The following is a 14955-nucleotide window of genomic DNA, read 5'->3' as shown; positions in this document are numbered from 1 at the left end:
CGTCACACCGACGACCCCTCGCGAAGCACTTTCGTGAGGGGTCGTCCTTTCGCCAGCTCGTCGACGAGTTTGTCGAGCACACGGATGCGATACATCAGCGGGTCCTCGATCTCTTCGACACGGACGCCGCAGATCACACCGGTGACGTTCACCGCCAGGGGATTGAGGCGAGCGGCGGAGAAGAAGTCGCGGAAGCTCGTGGTGCCCTCGACGTGCTGCGCGAGTTCGTGCTCGTCGAATCCGGTGAGCCAGCGCAGCGTGGTGTCGAGGTCGTCACGCGTGCGCCCCTTCCGCTCGACCTTCGCGAGGTAGAGCGGGTACACCGCCGAGAACGCCGTGTCGAAGATGCGGCTCATGCGGGGCAGGATAGTCCCGTTCCGGTCTCACCGCGACGTCACCGCGATTCGACGACGCAGACCGCGCTCATGCCCGGCGTGAGGGCTTCGAACACGTGCGGTGCGTCGCCGGGGTAGGAGAGGTAGTCGCCGGGATCGAGCTCGTACGGAGCGTCGGCAGGGCCGACGCGGCCCCGCCCGCTCACCAGGATCACGTGCTCGACGGTGCCTCGCGGATGCGGATCCGACAGGCGGGGGCTCCCCGGCTCGGCGGTGAGCAGGTAGATGTCGCGGCGGGCGTGTGGGGGACTGGCGGACAACAGCACGGCGAGGTAGTCGGACGCCGACGAGGGCACCGCCGTCGCCGCCTCGCCGCGACGGATCAGGGTGGGGGAGGGAACGCCCTCGTCGACGAGGACCGCGAACGGGACCTCGAGGGCGGTGGCCAGCGCCCACAGCGTCTCGACGCTGGGGTTGCCGCCGCCGTTCTCGAGTTGCGACACCGTCGCCTTCGCGACACCGGCCCGCCGCGCCAGCTCGGAGACGCTCAGGTCGCGGCGCTCGCGTTCGCGTCGGAGAGTCGCCGCGATGCGGTGGCCGAGATCGCTCATGTGTTCATTATGGTCGCCGAACGTTCGACTTGACGAACACCGTGCGACGTTCAAGACTCTGATCATGCGTTCGATCGACCGAACACCCCGCCACGACGCCGCCCGCCAGGGCTTCGCCGTGGCGTTGGCGACAAGCGCCTACGGCATCTCGTTCGGGGCGCTGTCGGTGGCATCCGGTCTCGATGTCTGGCAGACGTGCGTTCTCAGCCTGCTCATGTTCACGGGTGGCTCGCAGTTCGCCTTCGTCGGCGTCCTGGCCGCCGGTGGCATGGCCGCGGCGCCGGCCGCGATCGCCTCGGCGGTGCTGCTCGGTGTGCGCAACGCCGCATACGCGATGAGGATGTCGCCCGTGATCGGCCGCGGGCCCTGGCGCCGCGCCCTGGCGACGCCGTTCACGATCGACGAGTCGGTGGCTGTGTCGCTCGCGCAAGCGACGCCGGTCGCCCGGCGAACGGGATTCTGGGTCACGGGAGTGGCGATCTGGGTGGGCTGGAACGTCACGACACTCGCGGGGGCACTGCTGGGCGACGTCCTGGGCGACCCTCGCGCGTGGGGGCTGGATGCCGCGGCGGCCGCCGCCTTCCTCGCCCTGCTGTGGCCGCGCCTTCGCGGACGCCAGCCGATCGCGGTCGCGGTCGGGGCGGCGATCGTCGCCGCGGTGCTGACGCCCTGGGTCATGCCCGGTATCCCCGTCATCGCGGCGGCCGGTGTCGCCGTCGTGCTCGGATGGTTCGACCCGCGAGCCGCCGCCCCCGTCGCGGACGATGAGAAGGGGATGCCATGACCCTGTGGACCGCCGTGCTCGCGGCATCCATTCTCTGTCTCGGCTTGAAGGCGGTGGGGTATCTGCTGCCGCAGGGATGGCTCGATGCTCCGCGCCCGGCGCGCATCGCCGACCTGCTGACCGTCGCGCTGCTGTCGGCGCTCGTCGTGGTCCAGGCGCTGGCCACCGGTCCCGCGATCGTCGTCGACGCGAGGCTCCCCGCCGTCGCGGTTGCGGCCGTCCTGCTGTGGCTGCGCGCGCCGTTCCTCGTGGTCGTCGCCGCGGCCGCCGTGACCGCCGCCCTTCTGCGCGCGCTCGGCTGGGCCATATGAGCCCGAACGTAGACTGATCGGGTGGGTTCAGGCATCGTTCGCGTCATCGGCTGGGTCGTGGCGTTCGCCGTCGGTGCCTTCTACGGAACGGCGGCGACGGTGGGACACGCGTTCCGGATCGGCTTCGTCCCCGTCGGACTCATCCTCGGGACGATCGGCTGCGCCGCCCTCCTCATCGCGCTGCGCACGTTGACGCAGGATCGCGTCAACGCGATCGCCGGCGGATTGGGGATCATCGCGGCCACGTACCTGTTCTCGCAGGTCGGTCCCGGCGGCTCCGCGATCGTGGCCGCCGCGACCCCCGACACCGAGTGGATCGCCATCGCCTGGACGTTCGTCGGGCCGATCCTGCTGGCGCTCGTCGCCTTCTGGCCGGACGTCTCGAAGCTGCGCGTGCAGCCCGCCGACCGATCATAGAGGACGGGTGTGCGGCCGGGCCCGGTCGTGGTCACGCGTAGACTGAGCGGGTGACTTACGTGATCGCCCTCCCGTGTGTCGATGTCAAAGATCGCGCGTGCATCGACGAATGCCCGGTCGACTGCATTTACGAGGGTGAGCGCTCGCTCTACATCCACCCCGACGAATGCGTCGACTGCGGTGCCTGCGAGCCCGTGTGCCCCGTCGAGGCGATCTACTACGAGGACGACCTCCCCGAGGAGTGGTCCGACTACTACAAGGCCAACGTCGAGTTCTTCGACGACATCGGCTCGCCGGGCGGTGCGGCAAAGGTCGGCGTGATCGCCAAGGACCACCCCGTCATCTCCGCACTTCCTCCACAGAGCCACTGAGCCGTGGGCGTCGCCGACCTCGCCGACTACCCCTGGGACGCCGTCGCACCGTATGCGGAACGTGCGCGTCGTCATCCGGCCGGTATCGTCGACCTCTCGATCGGCTCGCCCGTCGACCCGACGCCCGCCGTCGTCGCCGAGGCCCTGGCCGCAGCGACCGACGCGCACGCGTATCCCCAGACCATGGGCACGCCCGCCCTGCGCGAGGCCATCGTCGACTGGTACGCCCGCCGTCGCGGCGTGCCCGGGTTGACCCCGGCGCACGTGCTTCCCACCGTGGGCTCGAAAGAACTCGTCGCTCTCCTGCCGCTCCTGCTCGACCTCGGCCCCGGCGATGCCGTCGTGCACCCGCGTGCCGCGTACCCGACGTACGAGGTAGGCGCCCGTCTCGTGGGCGCCGAGCCCGTGGCATCCGATGATCCGGCCGACTGGCCGGACAACACGCGACTGGTGTGGATCAACTCACCCGGTAACCCCGACGGACGCGTGCTCTCGACGGACGAGCTGGCGGATGCCGTCACCCGGGCTCGCGCGCTGGGCGCCGTGCTCGCCTCCGACGAGTGCTACGCCGAATTGGGCTGGGATTCCCCGTGGGACACCGCGGGCGTGCCCAGTGTCTTGGACCCGGAGGTCGTCGGCGACGATACGACCGGCGTCCTCTCGGTGTACTCCCTGAGCAAGCAGTCGAACCTTGCCGGCTACCGCGCGGCGTTCCTCGCCGGCGATCCTGATCTCGTCGCGCGACTTCTCACCGGCCGAAAGCACCTCGGACTCATGCCGCCCGCGCCGGTCCAGCGGGCCATGACCGTGGCGCTGGGGGACGACGCGCACGTCGTCGCACAGCGCGAACGCTACGCACGGCGTCGGGCCGTGCTGAAGCCCGCGGTCGAGGCCGCCGGGTTCCGCATCGATCACAGTGAGGGTGGCCTGTACCTGTGGGCGACCGAGGGGCGCGATGCGTGGGAGAGCGTGGGACGGCTCGCGGATCTCGGCATCCTCGTCGGTCCGGGGCACTTCTACGGCAGCCACTATCCCGAGCACGTGCGTTTCTCGCTGACCGCCACCGACGAGCGCATCGCGGCCGCGGCGGAGCGATTGACTCCGTGAGTGCGCTCGATGTGAGGATCCCTCCATCCGAAGGGGGCATCCTTTGGCGGTGTCATCTGTACGCCGTCGGCCCCGATAGGCTGTAGGAGCACTTCGAGCGGGCCACCCTCCGCCGGATGCCGTGTCGGGAACCGTTCACGCGGGTCCCGCCGAGAAGGCCGCGGGCGCCTCACGCTCCCACGGTTCACACCACATGGGCGACCAGAAATCGCAAGGAGGCGCGGTGAGCGACGCGGGCACGCAGCAGGACAAGGCCACCCTCTCGGTGGGGGACACCACCGCCGAATTCCCGGTTCTGCGAGGTACCGACGGCGTTCCGAGCATCGACATCGCGTCGCTGACGAAGCAGACCGGTCACACCACGCTCGATTACGGCTTCGTCAACACCGCGTCGACCAAGTCGAACATCACGTTCATCGACGGAGATCAGGGCATCCTGCGGTACCGCGGATATCCGATCGAGCAGCTGGCCAAGAACAGCACCTACCTCGAGGTCGCCTGGCTCCTGATCTACGGTGAGCTCCCCTCGGCGTCCGAGCTGGCATCGTTCGACGAGCGCATCCGCCGGCACACGCTTCTCCACGAAGACCTCAAGCGCTTCTTCTCCTCCCTCCCGCCCACCGCGCACCCGATGTCGGTGCTGTCGGCGGCGACCGCGGCCCTCTCGACCTACTACGAGTCGGAGTCCGACCCGCACAACCCCGAGCACGTCGAGCTCAACACGATCCGCATGCTCGCCAAGCTCCCCGTGATCGCGGCGTACGCGCACAAGAAGAGCATCGGGCAGGCGTTCCTGTACCCCGATAACTCGCTGAGCTTCGTCGACAACTTCCTCAAGCTGAACTTCGGTGTTCTCAGCGAGATCTACGAAGTCAACCCCGTCATGACGAAGGCTCTCGATCTGCTTCTCATGCTGCACGCGGACCACGAGCAGAACGCCTCCACGTCGACGGTGCGTCTGGTCGGATCCACGGGCGCCAACCAGTTCGCGTCGATTTCGGCCGGCATCCAGGCTCTCTCCGGCCCGCTGCACGGCGGCGCCAACGAGGCCGTGCTGCAGATGCTCGGACGTATCCGCGACTCGGGCGAGAGCGTCGAGCGTTTCGTCGAGCGCGTGAAGAACAAGGAAGACGGCGTGAAGCTCATGGGCTTCGGGCACCGCGTCTACAAGAACTACGATCCCCGCGCGAAGCTCGTCAAGGGCGCGGCCGACGAGGTGCTCGAAGCCCTTGGCGTCAGCGACCCGCTGCTCGACCTCGCGAAGGAGCTCGAGCAGATCGCCCTGGAGGACGACTACTTCAAGGAGCGTCGCCTCTATCCGAACGTCGACTTCTACACCGGCGTCATCTACAAGGCGATGGGCTTCCCGACCCGGATGTTCACCGTGCTCTTCGCGATCGGTCGACTGCCCGGCTGGCTCGCGCAGTGGCGCGAGGCGATCACCGATCCGCAGACGAAGATCGGCCGCCCGCAGCAGCTGTACACGGGCGCCGCGCAGCGCGACTACCCGGGCGCTGTCTGACCGCGTTCACAGAACGCCCCGTCCCTCTCGCGAGGGGCGGGGCGTTCGTCTGCGCGGGGTCGCGCTGCGACCGCGCCTCCGCCCGACAAACGCGCCCCGCGACGAGAACGCTCGCTGCGCGCGTTTCCCGGTGCAGGAGGCGCTTCCCGAGGGGACAGGCGTGCAACGGCGGGCCGCTCACGCCAGGCCACCCACTCGGCCTCGCGTCGTCGGGCGTGGCCTCAGGCGTGCAGCGCCGCGTTGAGGGTCACACCGACCCCCGCGCGAGCGGATGCCTCCACCGCACCGGTGAGCGAATTGCGGCGGAACAGGATGCCGTCGCGGCCGGAGAGTTCCGCGGCCTTGATCGTCTGGTCGCCGACGCGCACCTTCGTCCCCGCGGTCACGTAGAGGCCCGCCTCGACGACGCAGTCGTCGCCGAGCGAGATGCCGATGCCCGCGTTGGCCCCGAGAAGGGTGCGCGCCCCGATCGAGACGCGGTGCGTGCCGCCGCCGGACAGGGTGCCCATGATCGACGCGCCGCCGCCGATGTCGGAGCCGTCTCCGATGACGACGCCCTGCGACACGCGTCCCTCGATCATGGACGCGCCGAGCGTGCCCGCGTTGAAGTTCACGAAGCCTTCGTGCATCACGGTAGTGCCGGGGGAGAGGTGGGCGCCGAGCCGCACGCGCGAGGCGTCGGCGATGCGCACTCCCGGCGGGGTGACGTAGTCGAGCAGACGCGGGAACTTGTCGAGTCCCTGAACCTGGATGCCGTGGCGAAGCAGCGCGGGACGCAGACGGGTCGCGTCGTCGGGGTGGACCGGCCCGGCGTTCGTCCACGCCACGTTGGGCAGGTGCGCGAAGATCCCGTCGAGCGAGATCTCGTTGGGGCGAACGAGTCGGTGCGAGAGCGCGTGCAGCCGTAGGTACGCGTCGGCGGTCGACGCGGGCGCGGCGTCCGCGTCGATCGTGAGCGAAACGACCTCGATCCGTACCGCGCGGCGCTCGTCCGTTCCCGCGAGGGCCTCGAGGCCGTGGTCTGCGCCGGTGTCGGAAGCGCCCGCAGCGGGGGCGGGGAACCATGCGTCGAGCGCCGTGCCGTCCGAGGCGATCGTCGAGAGGCCGGTACCGGTGATCTGTCGTTCGTTGCTCACTCCGACAGGCTAGCGGGGCGCCCTGGGTAGGATCGGACGCATGCCCTCGCTCGACCTGACAGCCTCTTCCGTCGAGATCACGCGAGCCCTCTGCGACATCCCCAGCGTGTCCGATGAGGAGACGCCCTTGGCGGATGCCATCGAGGCGGCGGTGTCCGGCCACCCCCACCTCGAAGTCATCCGCGACGGTGACACGATCGTCGCCCGCACGTCGCTCGAACGCTCGCGTCGCGTGGTGATCGCGGGCCACATCGACACGGTTCCGATCAACGACAACCTCCCCACGCGCGACGTGGAGATCGATGGCGAACCGTTCCTCTGGGGACGAGGCACGGTAGATATGAAGGCCGGCGTCGCCGTCCAGCTGAAGCTCGCCGTCGAACTCGCCGCGCCCCCGGTCGACATCACCTGGATGTGGTACGACCACGAAGAGGTCGACTCGTCTCTGAACGGTCTCGGCCGTCTGGCGCGCAACCGACCCGATCTCTTCGCCGGCGACTTCGCGATCCTCGGGGAGCCGAGCAACGGCGAGGTCGAGGGGGGATGCAACGGAACCCTTCGCGCACTGGTGCGGACGACCGGCGTGCGCGCCCACAGCGCCCGATCGTGGATCGGCGAGAACGCGATCCACAAGGCTGCTCCGATCCTGGCTCGACTGGCCGAGTACCGGGCGCGCGAGATCGAGGTGGACGGGCTCGTGTATCGCGAGGGGCTGAACGCCGTGCGCATCTCGGGCGGAGTCGCCGGCAACGTGATCCCGGATGCGTGCGAGATCGAAGTCAACTACCGCTTCGCGCCGAGTCGCGACGCTGCCGCCGCCGAGCGCGTCGTGCGCGATGTCTTCACCGGATTCGACGTCGAGATCGTCGACGTCGCCGAGGGAGCGCGTCCCGGACTGGATGCCGAGGTCGCCCGTGACTTCGTCGCAGCCGTGGGTGCGACACCCAAGCCCAAGTACGGGTGGACCGACGTCGCGCGCTTCTCCGCCCTGGGCATCCCGGCCGTCAATTACGGTCCTGGCGACCCGCATCTCGCTCATCACGACGAGGAGCGGGTTCCGCTCGCTCAGATCGACGCCGTCGAGCGCGGCCTCCGGTCCTGGCTGACCGGGTCGTGACCGCCGAGCCCGCGACCACCGAGCGAGCCCGGTCCTGGCGGGGCTGGCCGGTCATGGCCCGCATCGCGGTCATCTACATCGCGGCGCGGCTGGTGACGACAGGCTTCTTCCTGCTCGCCTCCGCTCTTTCCGGCCCGTCCTCGCGCTACGGTGTCGCGCCCTCGCTGGGGCAACTCGCGCTGGGGTGGGATGCGCAGTGGTACTGGTTCGCTGCGGTCTCGGGCTACCCCGCGGCCCTGCCGCTCACACCCCAGGGCGATGTGGCCGAGAACGCGTGGGCGTTCCTGCCGGTGTACCCCTATCTTTCGAACGCGCTGGGGACGGTGCTCGGCTCGTGGGGTGCCGGCGGGGTCGTGATCTCGCTGGTGGCGGGGTTCGGAGCGAGCGTCGTCCTGCATGGGCTCCTGCGCGACCGCATCGGCGACTCGGCGGCGATGTGGGCGGTCGCGTTCTTCACGTGCGGTCCGTTGGCCGCGCTCTTCCAAGTCGGCTACGCCGAGTCGTTGTTCCTGTTCCTGCTGTTCCTGGCGTTGCGGTGCGTGCAGCTCCGGCGGTGGGGATGGCTGTATGTCCTGGTGCCGATCATGGGCTTCACACGTCCCGGCATCCTGGCGTTCGCGCTGTTCCTCGGGCTGTACGGAGTGCACCGTTTCGTGCGGCGCCGTGTCGACGCGTTCCCGCTGCGCGAGATGGCACACCTCGTCGGGGTTGCCGCGGTGGCGGTCGTCGCGGGGTTCGCCTGGCAGGTCATCGCGGGAGCGGTGACAGGCGACCCCCGTGCCTACCTCGCTACCGAGTTGGCGTGGCGGCGGAACTGGATACCGGGCGCGAGCGATCAGTTCGTGCCGGTCGAGGGGTGGGTCCAGGGCGCGGCGTTCTGGTTCACCCAGTGGGGTCTCGGTCCCGTGGTGGGGTACGTCGCCCTCGTCGTGCTCGTGCTCGGCGTGACGGCGGTGCTGCTGTTCGCCCCGCAGGTGAAGCGCCTGGGCGTCGAACTGCGCCTGTGGTCCGTGAGCTACCTGGTCTATCTGCTGCTGGTCTTCTTTCCGCAGTCAAGCATCTTCCGGCTCCTCGTTCCTTTGTCGCCGCTGTGGGGAGCACTAGCCATCCCGCCGTCTCGACGGTGGCGCGTTGGCGTGCTCGCCGCCGCTCTCCTGGGTCAGTGGTGGTGGATCTACAACATGTACGGGCTCGGGAACACGTTCTGGCAGATCCCGTGACGACGCGGGACGCACGCCAGAGAGGGCCGCGATCCTCGGCTGCTCCGGGGACCGACTAAACTAGTCCATAGACCAACGACGAAAAGGGGGCCGCGATGGCAGCCATGAAGCCGCGTACCGGTGACGGACCGATGGAGGCCGTGAAGGAGGGCCGGCTGATCATCGTGCGTGTTCCGCTCGAGGGCGGTGGACGCCTGGTGGTGTCGGTCAACGACGCCGAGGCCAAGGAGCTCTATGACGTGCTCGGTGGTGTCGTCGGCGCAGCCTGACGCATGATCGATGAAGGCCGGTCCCCCTGAGGGGCCGGCCTTCGTCGTTCGTGCTCGGGTGATGTCGAGGAGAGCCTCAGGTGAGAGGGGTGACCGTCGTGAGCTGAAGCAGCCCCTCGCCCGTGGTGGACAGTGCGCCGAAGACGGCCGGGGACGTCTGCACTTCCTGGATCAGGGAGCGGTACGCGGTCGTCACGGAGTCTCGACGGACGGGGTCAGCCACCGCACCGCCCGCGAGCACGCGAGGAACGAGCACCGTTCCGCCCGCGCGCACCAGGCGGAGACCGTGTTCGACGTATTCGATGACTCCGTCCGGGTCGGCGTCGATGAGGACGATGTCGTACGACGCCTCGTTCATGCGCGGCAGGACCTCGGCCGCTCGGCCGGTGATGAAGCGGGCGCGCGCCGCGGGAATCCGGGCCTCGGCGAACGCGGCACGCGCGGCTCCGAGGTGCTCCGGCTCGCTGTCGATGGTCGTGAGGGTGGCGCGCGGCGACCCGTGCAGCAGCCACAGGCCGGACACACCGCCGCCCGTGCCCACCTCTACGACGTTGAGCGCGTGGGAGGCAGCCGCGAGGACCGCGATCTGCGCTCCGACGGCCGGGCTGATGGGCGCCGCCCCGAGCTCGAGCGCGTGCGCGCGGGCGCGCGCGATGTGCTCGGGTTCGACCGTCGACTCCTGCACGAACCGCTCGTTCGCCTCGTAACCGCTCACGTGGACCTCCTCCGTCAGGCTAGACGGGAGGGTGGTGCGGACGGCCGAGGCGCGGCGGGTAATCTGAATCCATGTTCTTCGGCCTCACGATCGAGAAGCTTCTGCTGATCGGTGTGATCGCCGCGCTCATCATCGGACCCGAACGGCTGCCCAGGTACGCCGAGGGCCTCGCCCGCCTGACTAAGCGCGCTCGAGAGGCGATGCAGGGCGCGAAGACCCGCATGCGCGACGAGATGGGCCCCGAGTTCGACGAGGTCGACTGGCGCAAGCTCGACCCTCGCCAATACGATCCGAGACGCATCATCCGCGAGGCTCTGCTCGACGATACGCCGACCGCCACGATGCGTGCTGCGGGGGCCGCCGCCCTGGCGACCGAGGCCTCCGCCGACAAGCCGACGTTCGTCTCGGGCGAGAAGCCGCCGTTCGACGACGAGGCGACCTGAGGCTCAGCTCAGTCGGAGGGGCAGCGATCGCCCCGAGAGTCCTCGCGGCCGCACGGCGAGAGCGGCGGCCGCGGCGTCGATGGCGATCGAGGCCGGGTCGTCCGGGTGGGAGATGACGACGGGACGTCCGTCGTCACCTCCGGTGCGCAGGGCCGGGCTCAGCGGGACGGATGCCAGGAGCGGCACTGAATGACCGTCGGTGGATAGCGCGCGGGCGACGGCGTCGCCGCCACCTGAGCCGAAGAGGTCGAGCAGTGTCCCGTCCGGAAGCGCCATCGCCGCCATGTTCTCGATGACGCCGATAGGCGTCTGACCCGTCTGGCGTGCGACGAGTCCCGAGCGGACGGCGACGTCCGCGGCCGCGGCCTGTGGTGTCGTGACGACCAGCACATCGGCGTGGGGGAGGAGCTGACCGACTGAGATGGCGACGTCTCCCGTGCCCGGAGGCATGTCGAGCAACAGGACGTCCAGATCGCCGAAGTACACGTCGGTGAGGAACTGCTGGACGGTGCGGTGGAGCATGGGCCCCCGCCAGGCGACGGCCCCGGCGGCCTCCTCGCCCGGGCGCCGCAGGAACATGCCGATGGAGATCACCTTCACCCCGTAGGCCACGGGCGGGAGGATCAGATCATCGAGCCGCGTCGGGGCGGGCGGAAGGCCGTCAGCGTCGACGAGGCCGAGCAGCCCGGGGATCGAGAAGCCGTGGACGTCGGCATCCACGAGTCCGACGCGGAGTCCGCGAGCCGCCAGGGCGACCGCGAGGTTCGCCGTCAGGGTCGATTTGCCCACGCCGCCCTTGCCGCTCGTCACCGCGATGACGCGCGTGAGGGAGTCCGGACCGAACGGCATCTCGCGCTTGGCGCGTCCTCCCCGGAGGCGTTCGGTGAGCGCGCGGCGTTCGTCGGGAGACATGACGCCCACCGCGACATCGACGCGGGACACCCCTTCGACGGATGCCGCCGCGGCGCGGACGTCCCTCTCGATTCGATCGGCGGCGGGGCAGCCAACGATCGTGAGCGCGATTCCGACCTCGGCGACGCCGTCGACGACCGCGATGTCGCGCACCATGTCGAGTTCGCCGAGGGGTCGCCGCAGCTCGGGATCGGTGACCGCGGCGACGGCGGTGCGCACGCGGTCGGCGACCGCCGCGCTCACGGGGTGGCCGTCTTCGGTTCGGCGGTGTCGTGATCTTCGAGGCGTTCGAGCGCGGCCTTCAACTCGGCCCGGAGGCTCTCCTTCGTGATCACCTCGTCGGTCAGATCGCGCACCGCCATGCGCAGCGCCACGATCTCGCGAGCCAGGTACTCGGTGTCCGCGAGGTTCCGTTCGGCGCGCTGGCGATCCTGCTCGATCTGAACCCGGTCGCGGTCATCCTGGCGGTTCTGCGCGAGCAGGATGAGGGGCGCGGCGTACGACGCCTGCAACGACAGGACGAGGGTGAGGGCGGTGAACCCGATGGCCGCGGAGTCGAAACGAAGCTCCTCCGGCATGAGCGAGTTCCACCCCATCCACAGCACGCAGAACAGCGTCAGGGAGAGCAGGAACGTCGGCGTCCCCATCGCGCGCGCCACCCACTCCGTGAACCGGCCGAACCGGTCGCGGGAGGGCTGAGGTGTGCGGGGCGCCAGCATCCCGGTGCGACCGCGCGGGGCGTCGAGGGCGGCTTGTCGTTGTGCACGTGCCATCAGCGCCTCCTCGGGGTCTGGGTCGGGATCTGGGGGATGCTCGCGGTCGCGAGCGGTCTGATCGTCGTCTTCGGTCTCGGATCATCGCCGTCGTGTGTGCGCCAGTCGTCGGGCAGCAGGTAGTCCAGGACGTCGTCGACGCTGACGCAGCCGACCAGACGGTGGGCCTGATCGACGACGGGCAGCGAAACGAGGTTGTAGCTCGCGAGCAGTCGCGCCACCTCCGCCGCGGTGGCGTCCGCGGGAACGGGCTCGAGCGTGTCGTCGATGATCGCGCCCAACCGCTCGTGCGGGGGGTACCGCAGCATGCGCTGGAAGTGCACCGTGCCCAACAGGCGTCCCGTCGGCGTCTCGTACGGAGGGAGGGTGATGAACACGGATGCCGCGAGGGCGGGGTGCAGCTCGTGCCGACGGATGAGCGCGAGCGCTTCGGCGACGGTGGCATCCGCCGACAACACGATCGGCTCGGGCGTCATGAGGCCGCCGGCCGTGTCGGGGCCGTACTGCAGCAGGGCCCGGACGTCGTCGGCCTCGTCCGGCTCCATCAGCTCGAGGAGCTGCTCGGAGCGCGACTCGGGCAGCTGACCCAGGAGGTCGGCCGCGTCGTCGGGCTCCATGGCATCCAGGATGTCGGCGGCGCGCTCGTCACCGAGCTGCTCGAGGATATGGACCTGCTCGTCTTCGGGCATCTCTTCGAGAGCATCGGCGAGGCGGTCGTCGCTGAGTTCTTCCGCGACCTCGATGAGGCGCTCTTCGGGCAGGTCGAGGAGCGTGTTGGCGAGGTCAGCGGGCTTCAGGTCGGAGTAGGTCGCCACGAGCTGTTCGGCCGACTGCGCCTGCCCGGGCTTCTGCTGCTCGCGGACCTCTTTCCACGCGGCGAAGGTCGTCGCGCCCTTGGCGAAGGGCGACGCGCTTGTGCGTGGGCGACGGAGGAAGAGCTGGCCCACGTCCCACTCGCCGAGGCGGTTGCGCTCGATCGCGACATCCTCGATCACGGCGTCGCCGGAGCCGTCGACGAGGTGGACACGCCGGCCCAGCATCTCCGCCATCACGCGGACTTCACCACCGCGCTGGTGGAAGCGACGCACATTGATCAGACCGGTCGTGATGACCTGGCCGGACTGGATGGAGGTCACGCGACCGATGCTGACGAACACATGTCGCCGACCGGGGATCTCGACCACGAGGCCCACGACGCGCGGCGCGGCGGAGGCGCGGTAGATCACCACGACGTCGCGCACTTTCCCCAGTCGGTCTCCCGCGGGATCGAACACCGTGCAGCCCGCCAAGCGGGCGACGAAAACCCTTTGCGTGCTCACCGTCCCAGCGTAGTCCGCGATCTGTCGGCAGCATCCATCGGGGGCATAGGGGTGCGTGACAAGATGGAGAAATGAGCATGTTCGCGGGACCTGTCGGCGCGGGACGGGATGAGGTCGGCGAGACGGTCGCCTCGTTCCCGACGTACGAGAAGGCGCAGAAGGCCGTGTCTTCGCTCATCGCGGGCGAAGTTCCGGCCCGCGACATCGCGATCGTCGGCAGTGGTCTGCGCTCGATCGAGCGGATCACGGGGCGGCTGGGCTACGCCACGGCCGCGCGCTCGGGCGCGTTGAACGGGCTCATGCTAGGTCTGCTGTTCGCTTTCATCTTCGTGCTCGGCACCCCGACCGCGCAGATCTCGGCGTTCATCGGCGTTCTGCTGGTGGGCATGGCTCTCGGCATGCTGCTGAGCTTGGGAACGTATGCGATCGTGCGTCGCCGACGGGACTTCGCGTCGGTGATGCAGGTCACCGCCGACCACTACGACGTCTGTGTCGCCGCGCCGAGCCTTGCCAAGGCGCGCGGCGTCCTCGGGCCCGCCGGTGCCGCGCGTACCGTGGTCGCCCGCCCGTCGGCCTCGACCGATCCCACCCCGCCCCAGTATGGGGAGCGCGTCCAGAACCCGGGGGCAGCCGCTCCCGCCGTGCCGCCGCGTCCGCCGGTTCCGCAGCGGACCACGGACGACGAGCCTCCCCGCTACGGTGAGCGCATCGCGCCGCCGGCCGCACCTCCCGCAGAGAAGGCACCGTCGGAGCCTGCGGCTCCGTCGGAGTCGGACACCGAGCCCGCTGCGTCGCCCGAGCCGGAACCCGGTTCCTCGCCGGACTCCGCGCCCCCGGTTCAGGCCGACCCGACCTCGGGCGAGCCTCGCGAAGAACGGTGACCGCACAGTCCGTTCGCATCGCCGTCGCGCTGCCGACGGGTGAAACCGATGTGTCCGGCCTGTGGTCCGAAGCTCCGGGGGCCGACGCGATCATCGTGCTCGCGCACGGAGCCGGAGCCGGCATGACCCACCCGTTCCTCGAAGGGCTGTCGGCGGCACTGTTCGACGCACGCTTTTCGGTCCTGCGGTTCGTCTTCCCGTACGTGGAGGCCGGACGACGGATGCCAGGACCCGCTGCCCACGCCGTCGCCACCTGGACGGGTGTCCAGGCGTGGCTCGCCGCCGCCGGCGCCGGGTCGTTCATCGCGGCGGGCAAGTCGTACGGGGGACGGATGGCCTCCGTCGCCACCGCCGAGGGAGCGTTGTCTCCTCAGGCCCTCGTGTACCTCGGCTATCCGCTGCACCCGCCGGGCCGTCCCGACAAGCCCCGTGCTGAGCACCTTCCGGCGATCGCCGTACCGCAGCTGTTCGTCGAAGGGGAGAACGACCCGTTCATCACGCCGCGCACGCAGTTCGACGACGTCGTCGCGACCTGTCAGGACGCGCGCGTGCACTGGGTCGAGTCCGCGAATCATTCGTTCGAGGTGAAGGGGAAGCGGCGGCCGGCGGACGAGATCGGCGCCGGGCTCGCCGGCGTCGTGGGGGAGTTCGTGCGAGGGCTGTGACGCTCTGGCGTTGCGGAGGGGAGTTCGTCCTCAATTCCACACCGCGA

19 protein-coding genes are annotated in these 14955 nt (G+C 69.7%); 12 read left to right on the top strand and 7 right to left on the bottom strand.

Annotation, left to right across the window (positions count from 1 at the left end):
• Positions 1–2: 2 nt before the first annotated feature.
• Both AC3WLZ_RS10190 and AC3WLZ_RS10185 read right to left on the bottom strand, forming a co-directional pair.
• Positions 3–356 carry a DUF2200 domain-containing protein gene (locus AC3WLZ_RS10190; protein WP_492469954.1) on the bottom strand — a complete coding sequence of 118 codons (354 nt, stop codon included), beginning with the start codon at positions 354–356 and terminating at the stop codon, positions 3–5.
• A gap of 38 nt (positions 357–394) precedes the next feature.
• Positions 395–946: a helix-turn-helix domain-containing protein gene (locus tag AC3WLZ_RS10185; protein ID WP_492469953.1), complete on the bottom strand. Its 552-nt coding sequence runs from the start codon at positions 944–946 to the stop codon at positions 395–397.
• Between the two features lie 64 nt (positions 947–1010).
• Here AC3WLZ_RS10185 and AC3WLZ_RS10180 point away from each other — a divergent pair, with 64 nt between their 5' ends.
• The 6 genes from AC3WLZ_RS10180 to AC3WLZ_RS10155 all read left to right on the top strand — a co-directional run bounded on the left by AC3WLZ_RS10180 (position 1011) and on the right by AC3WLZ_RS10155 (position 5458).
• Positions 1011–1730 carry an AzlC family ABC transporter permease gene (locus AC3WLZ_RS10180; protein WP_492469952.1) on the top strand — a complete coding sequence of 240 codons (720 nt, stop codon included), beginning with the start codon at positions 1011–1013 and terminating at the stop codon, positions 1728–1730.
• Positions 1727–2041, top strand: coding sequence for an AzlD domain-containing protein (locus AC3WLZ_RS10175; protein ID WP_412924836.1), 315 nt, complete (start codon positions 1727–1729; stop codon positions 2039–2041). Before AC3WLZ_RS10180 ends, AC3WLZ_RS10175 begins: the two co-directional genes overlap by 4 nt.
• Before the next feature lie 21 nt (positions 2042–2062).
• The gene (locus AC3WLZ_RS10170) at positions 2063–2458 is read left to right on the top strand and encodes a histidinol dehydrogenase (protein ID WP_492469951.1); all 396 of its coding nucleotides are present in this window, start codon (positions 2063–2065) and stop codon (positions 2456–2458) included.
• 50 nt (positions 2459–2508) lie between these two features.
• Positions 2509–2829 carry a ferredoxin gene (fdxA, locus tag AC3WLZ_RS10165; protein WP_022878250.1) on the top strand — a complete coding sequence of 107 codons (321 nt, stop codon included), beginning with the start codon at positions 2509–2511 and terminating at the stop codon, positions 2827–2829.
• Between the two features lie 3 nt (positions 2830–2832).
• Positions 2833–3936 (top strand): succinyldiaminopimelate transaminase, encoded by a 1104-nt coding sequence (dapC, locus tag AC3WLZ_RS10160; RefSeq protein WP_492469950.1) that lies wholly within the window; start codon positions 2833–2835, stop codon positions 3934–3936.
• A gap of 223 nt (positions 3937–4159) precedes the next feature.
• Entirely contained in the window at positions 4160–5458 is a 1299-nt protein-coding gene (locus tag AC3WLZ_RS10155) for a citrate synthase (protein ID WP_412924833.1), read from the top strand.
• A 221-nt stretch (positions 5459–5679) separates the two neighbouring features.
• On the opposite strand, the gene dapD is transcribed toward AC3WLZ_RS10155, so the two are convergent.
• Entirely contained in the window at positions 5680–6594 is a 915-nt protein-coding gene (dapD, locus tag AC3WLZ_RS10150; RefSeq protein ID WP_412924832.1) for a 2,3,4,5-tetrahydropyridine-2,6-dicarboxylate N-succinyltransferase, read from the bottom strand.
• Between the two features lie 40 nt (positions 6595–6634).
• On the opposite strand from dapD, the gene dapE reads away from it, so the two are divergent.
• From dapE to AC3WLZ_RS10135, 3 genes are all read left to right on the top strand, one after another.
• Positions 6635–7711 (top strand): succinyl-diaminopimelate desuccinylase, encoded by a 1077-nt coding sequence (gene dapE, locus AC3WLZ_RS10145; protein WP_492469949.1) that lies wholly within the window; start codon positions 6635–6637, stop codon positions 7709–7711.
• Positions 7708–8931, top strand: a complete 1224-nt coding sequence (locus tag AC3WLZ_RS10140; protein ID WP_492469948.1) for a hypothetical protein — start codon at positions 7708–7710, stop codon at positions 8929–8931. Before dapE ends, AC3WLZ_RS10140 begins: the two co-directional genes overlap by 4 nt.
• Before the next feature lie 95 nt (positions 8932–9026).
• A complete protein-coding gene (locus AC3WLZ_RS10135; protein WP_076490128.1) occupies positions 9027–9200 on the top strand; it encodes a DUF3117 domain-containing protein in 174 nt (57 codons plus the stop codon).
• Between the two features lie 76 nt (positions 9201–9276).
• On the opposite strand, the gene AC3WLZ_RS10130 is transcribed toward AC3WLZ_RS10135, so the two are convergent.
• Complete coding sequence (locus AC3WLZ_RS10130; protein WP_492469947.1) at positions 9277–9915, bottom strand: O-methyltransferase; 639 nt, start codon at positions 9913–9915, stop codon at positions 9277–9279.
• Between the two features lie 71 nt (positions 9916–9986).
• Here AC3WLZ_RS10130 and AC3WLZ_RS10125 point away from each other — a divergent pair, with 71 nt between their 5' ends.
• Positions 9987–10358: a twin-arginine translocase TatA/TatE family subunit gene (locus AC3WLZ_RS10125; protein WP_412924828.1), complete on the top strand. Its 372-nt coding sequence runs from the start codon at positions 9987–9989 to the stop codon at positions 10356–10358.
• 3 nt (positions 10359–10361) lie between these two features.
• Here AC3WLZ_RS10125 and AC3WLZ_RS10120 read toward each other — a convergent pair whose 3' ends face one another.
• From AC3WLZ_RS10120 to AC3WLZ_RS10110, 3 genes are read right to left on the bottom strand one after another with little or no spacing between them, the layout of a single operon-like run.
• Positions 10362–11513, bottom strand: a complete 1152-nt coding sequence (locus tag AC3WLZ_RS10120; protein ID WP_492469946.1) for an Mrp/NBP35 family ATP-binding protein — start codon at positions 11511–11513, stop codon at positions 10362–10364.
• The gene (locus AC3WLZ_RS10115; protein WP_412924826.1) at positions 11510–12043 is read right to left on the bottom strand and encodes a DUF1003 domain-containing protein; all 534 of its coding nucleotides are present in this window, start codon (positions 12041–12043) and stop codon (positions 11510–11512) included. The genes AC3WLZ_RS10120 and AC3WLZ_RS10115 overlap by 4 nt, the downstream gene beginning before the upstream one ends.
• A complete protein-coding gene (locus AC3WLZ_RS10110) occupies positions 12043–13362 on the bottom strand; it encodes a magnesium transporter MgtE N-terminal domain-containing protein (protein ID WP_412924825.1) in 1320 nt (439 codons plus the stop codon). The genes AC3WLZ_RS10115 and AC3WLZ_RS10110 overlap by 1 nt, the downstream gene beginning before the upstream one ends.
• A gap of 71 nt (positions 13363–13433) precedes the next feature.
• On the opposite strand from AC3WLZ_RS10110, the gene AC3WLZ_RS10105 reads away from it, so the two are divergent.
• Positions 13434–14243, top strand: coding sequence for a YflT domain-containing protein (locus AC3WLZ_RS10105; protein ID WP_492469945.1), 810 nt, complete (start codon positions 13434–13436; stop codon positions 14241–14243).
• Complete coding sequence (locus tag AC3WLZ_RS10100) at positions 14240–14908, top strand: alpha/beta hydrolase family protein (protein WP_492469944.1); 669 nt, start codon at positions 14240–14242, stop codon at positions 14906–14908. The genes AC3WLZ_RS10105 and AC3WLZ_RS10100 overlap by 4 nt, the downstream gene beginning before the upstream one ends.
• The last annotated feature ends 47 nt before the right edge of the window (positions 14909–14955 follow it).

The organism is Microbacterium sp. FW305-3-2-15-F-LB2 (assembly GCF_058787255.1).
Note: the sequence above shows the minus strand (reverse complement) of the source record. Positions and strands in the feature narration are given on the sequence as shown.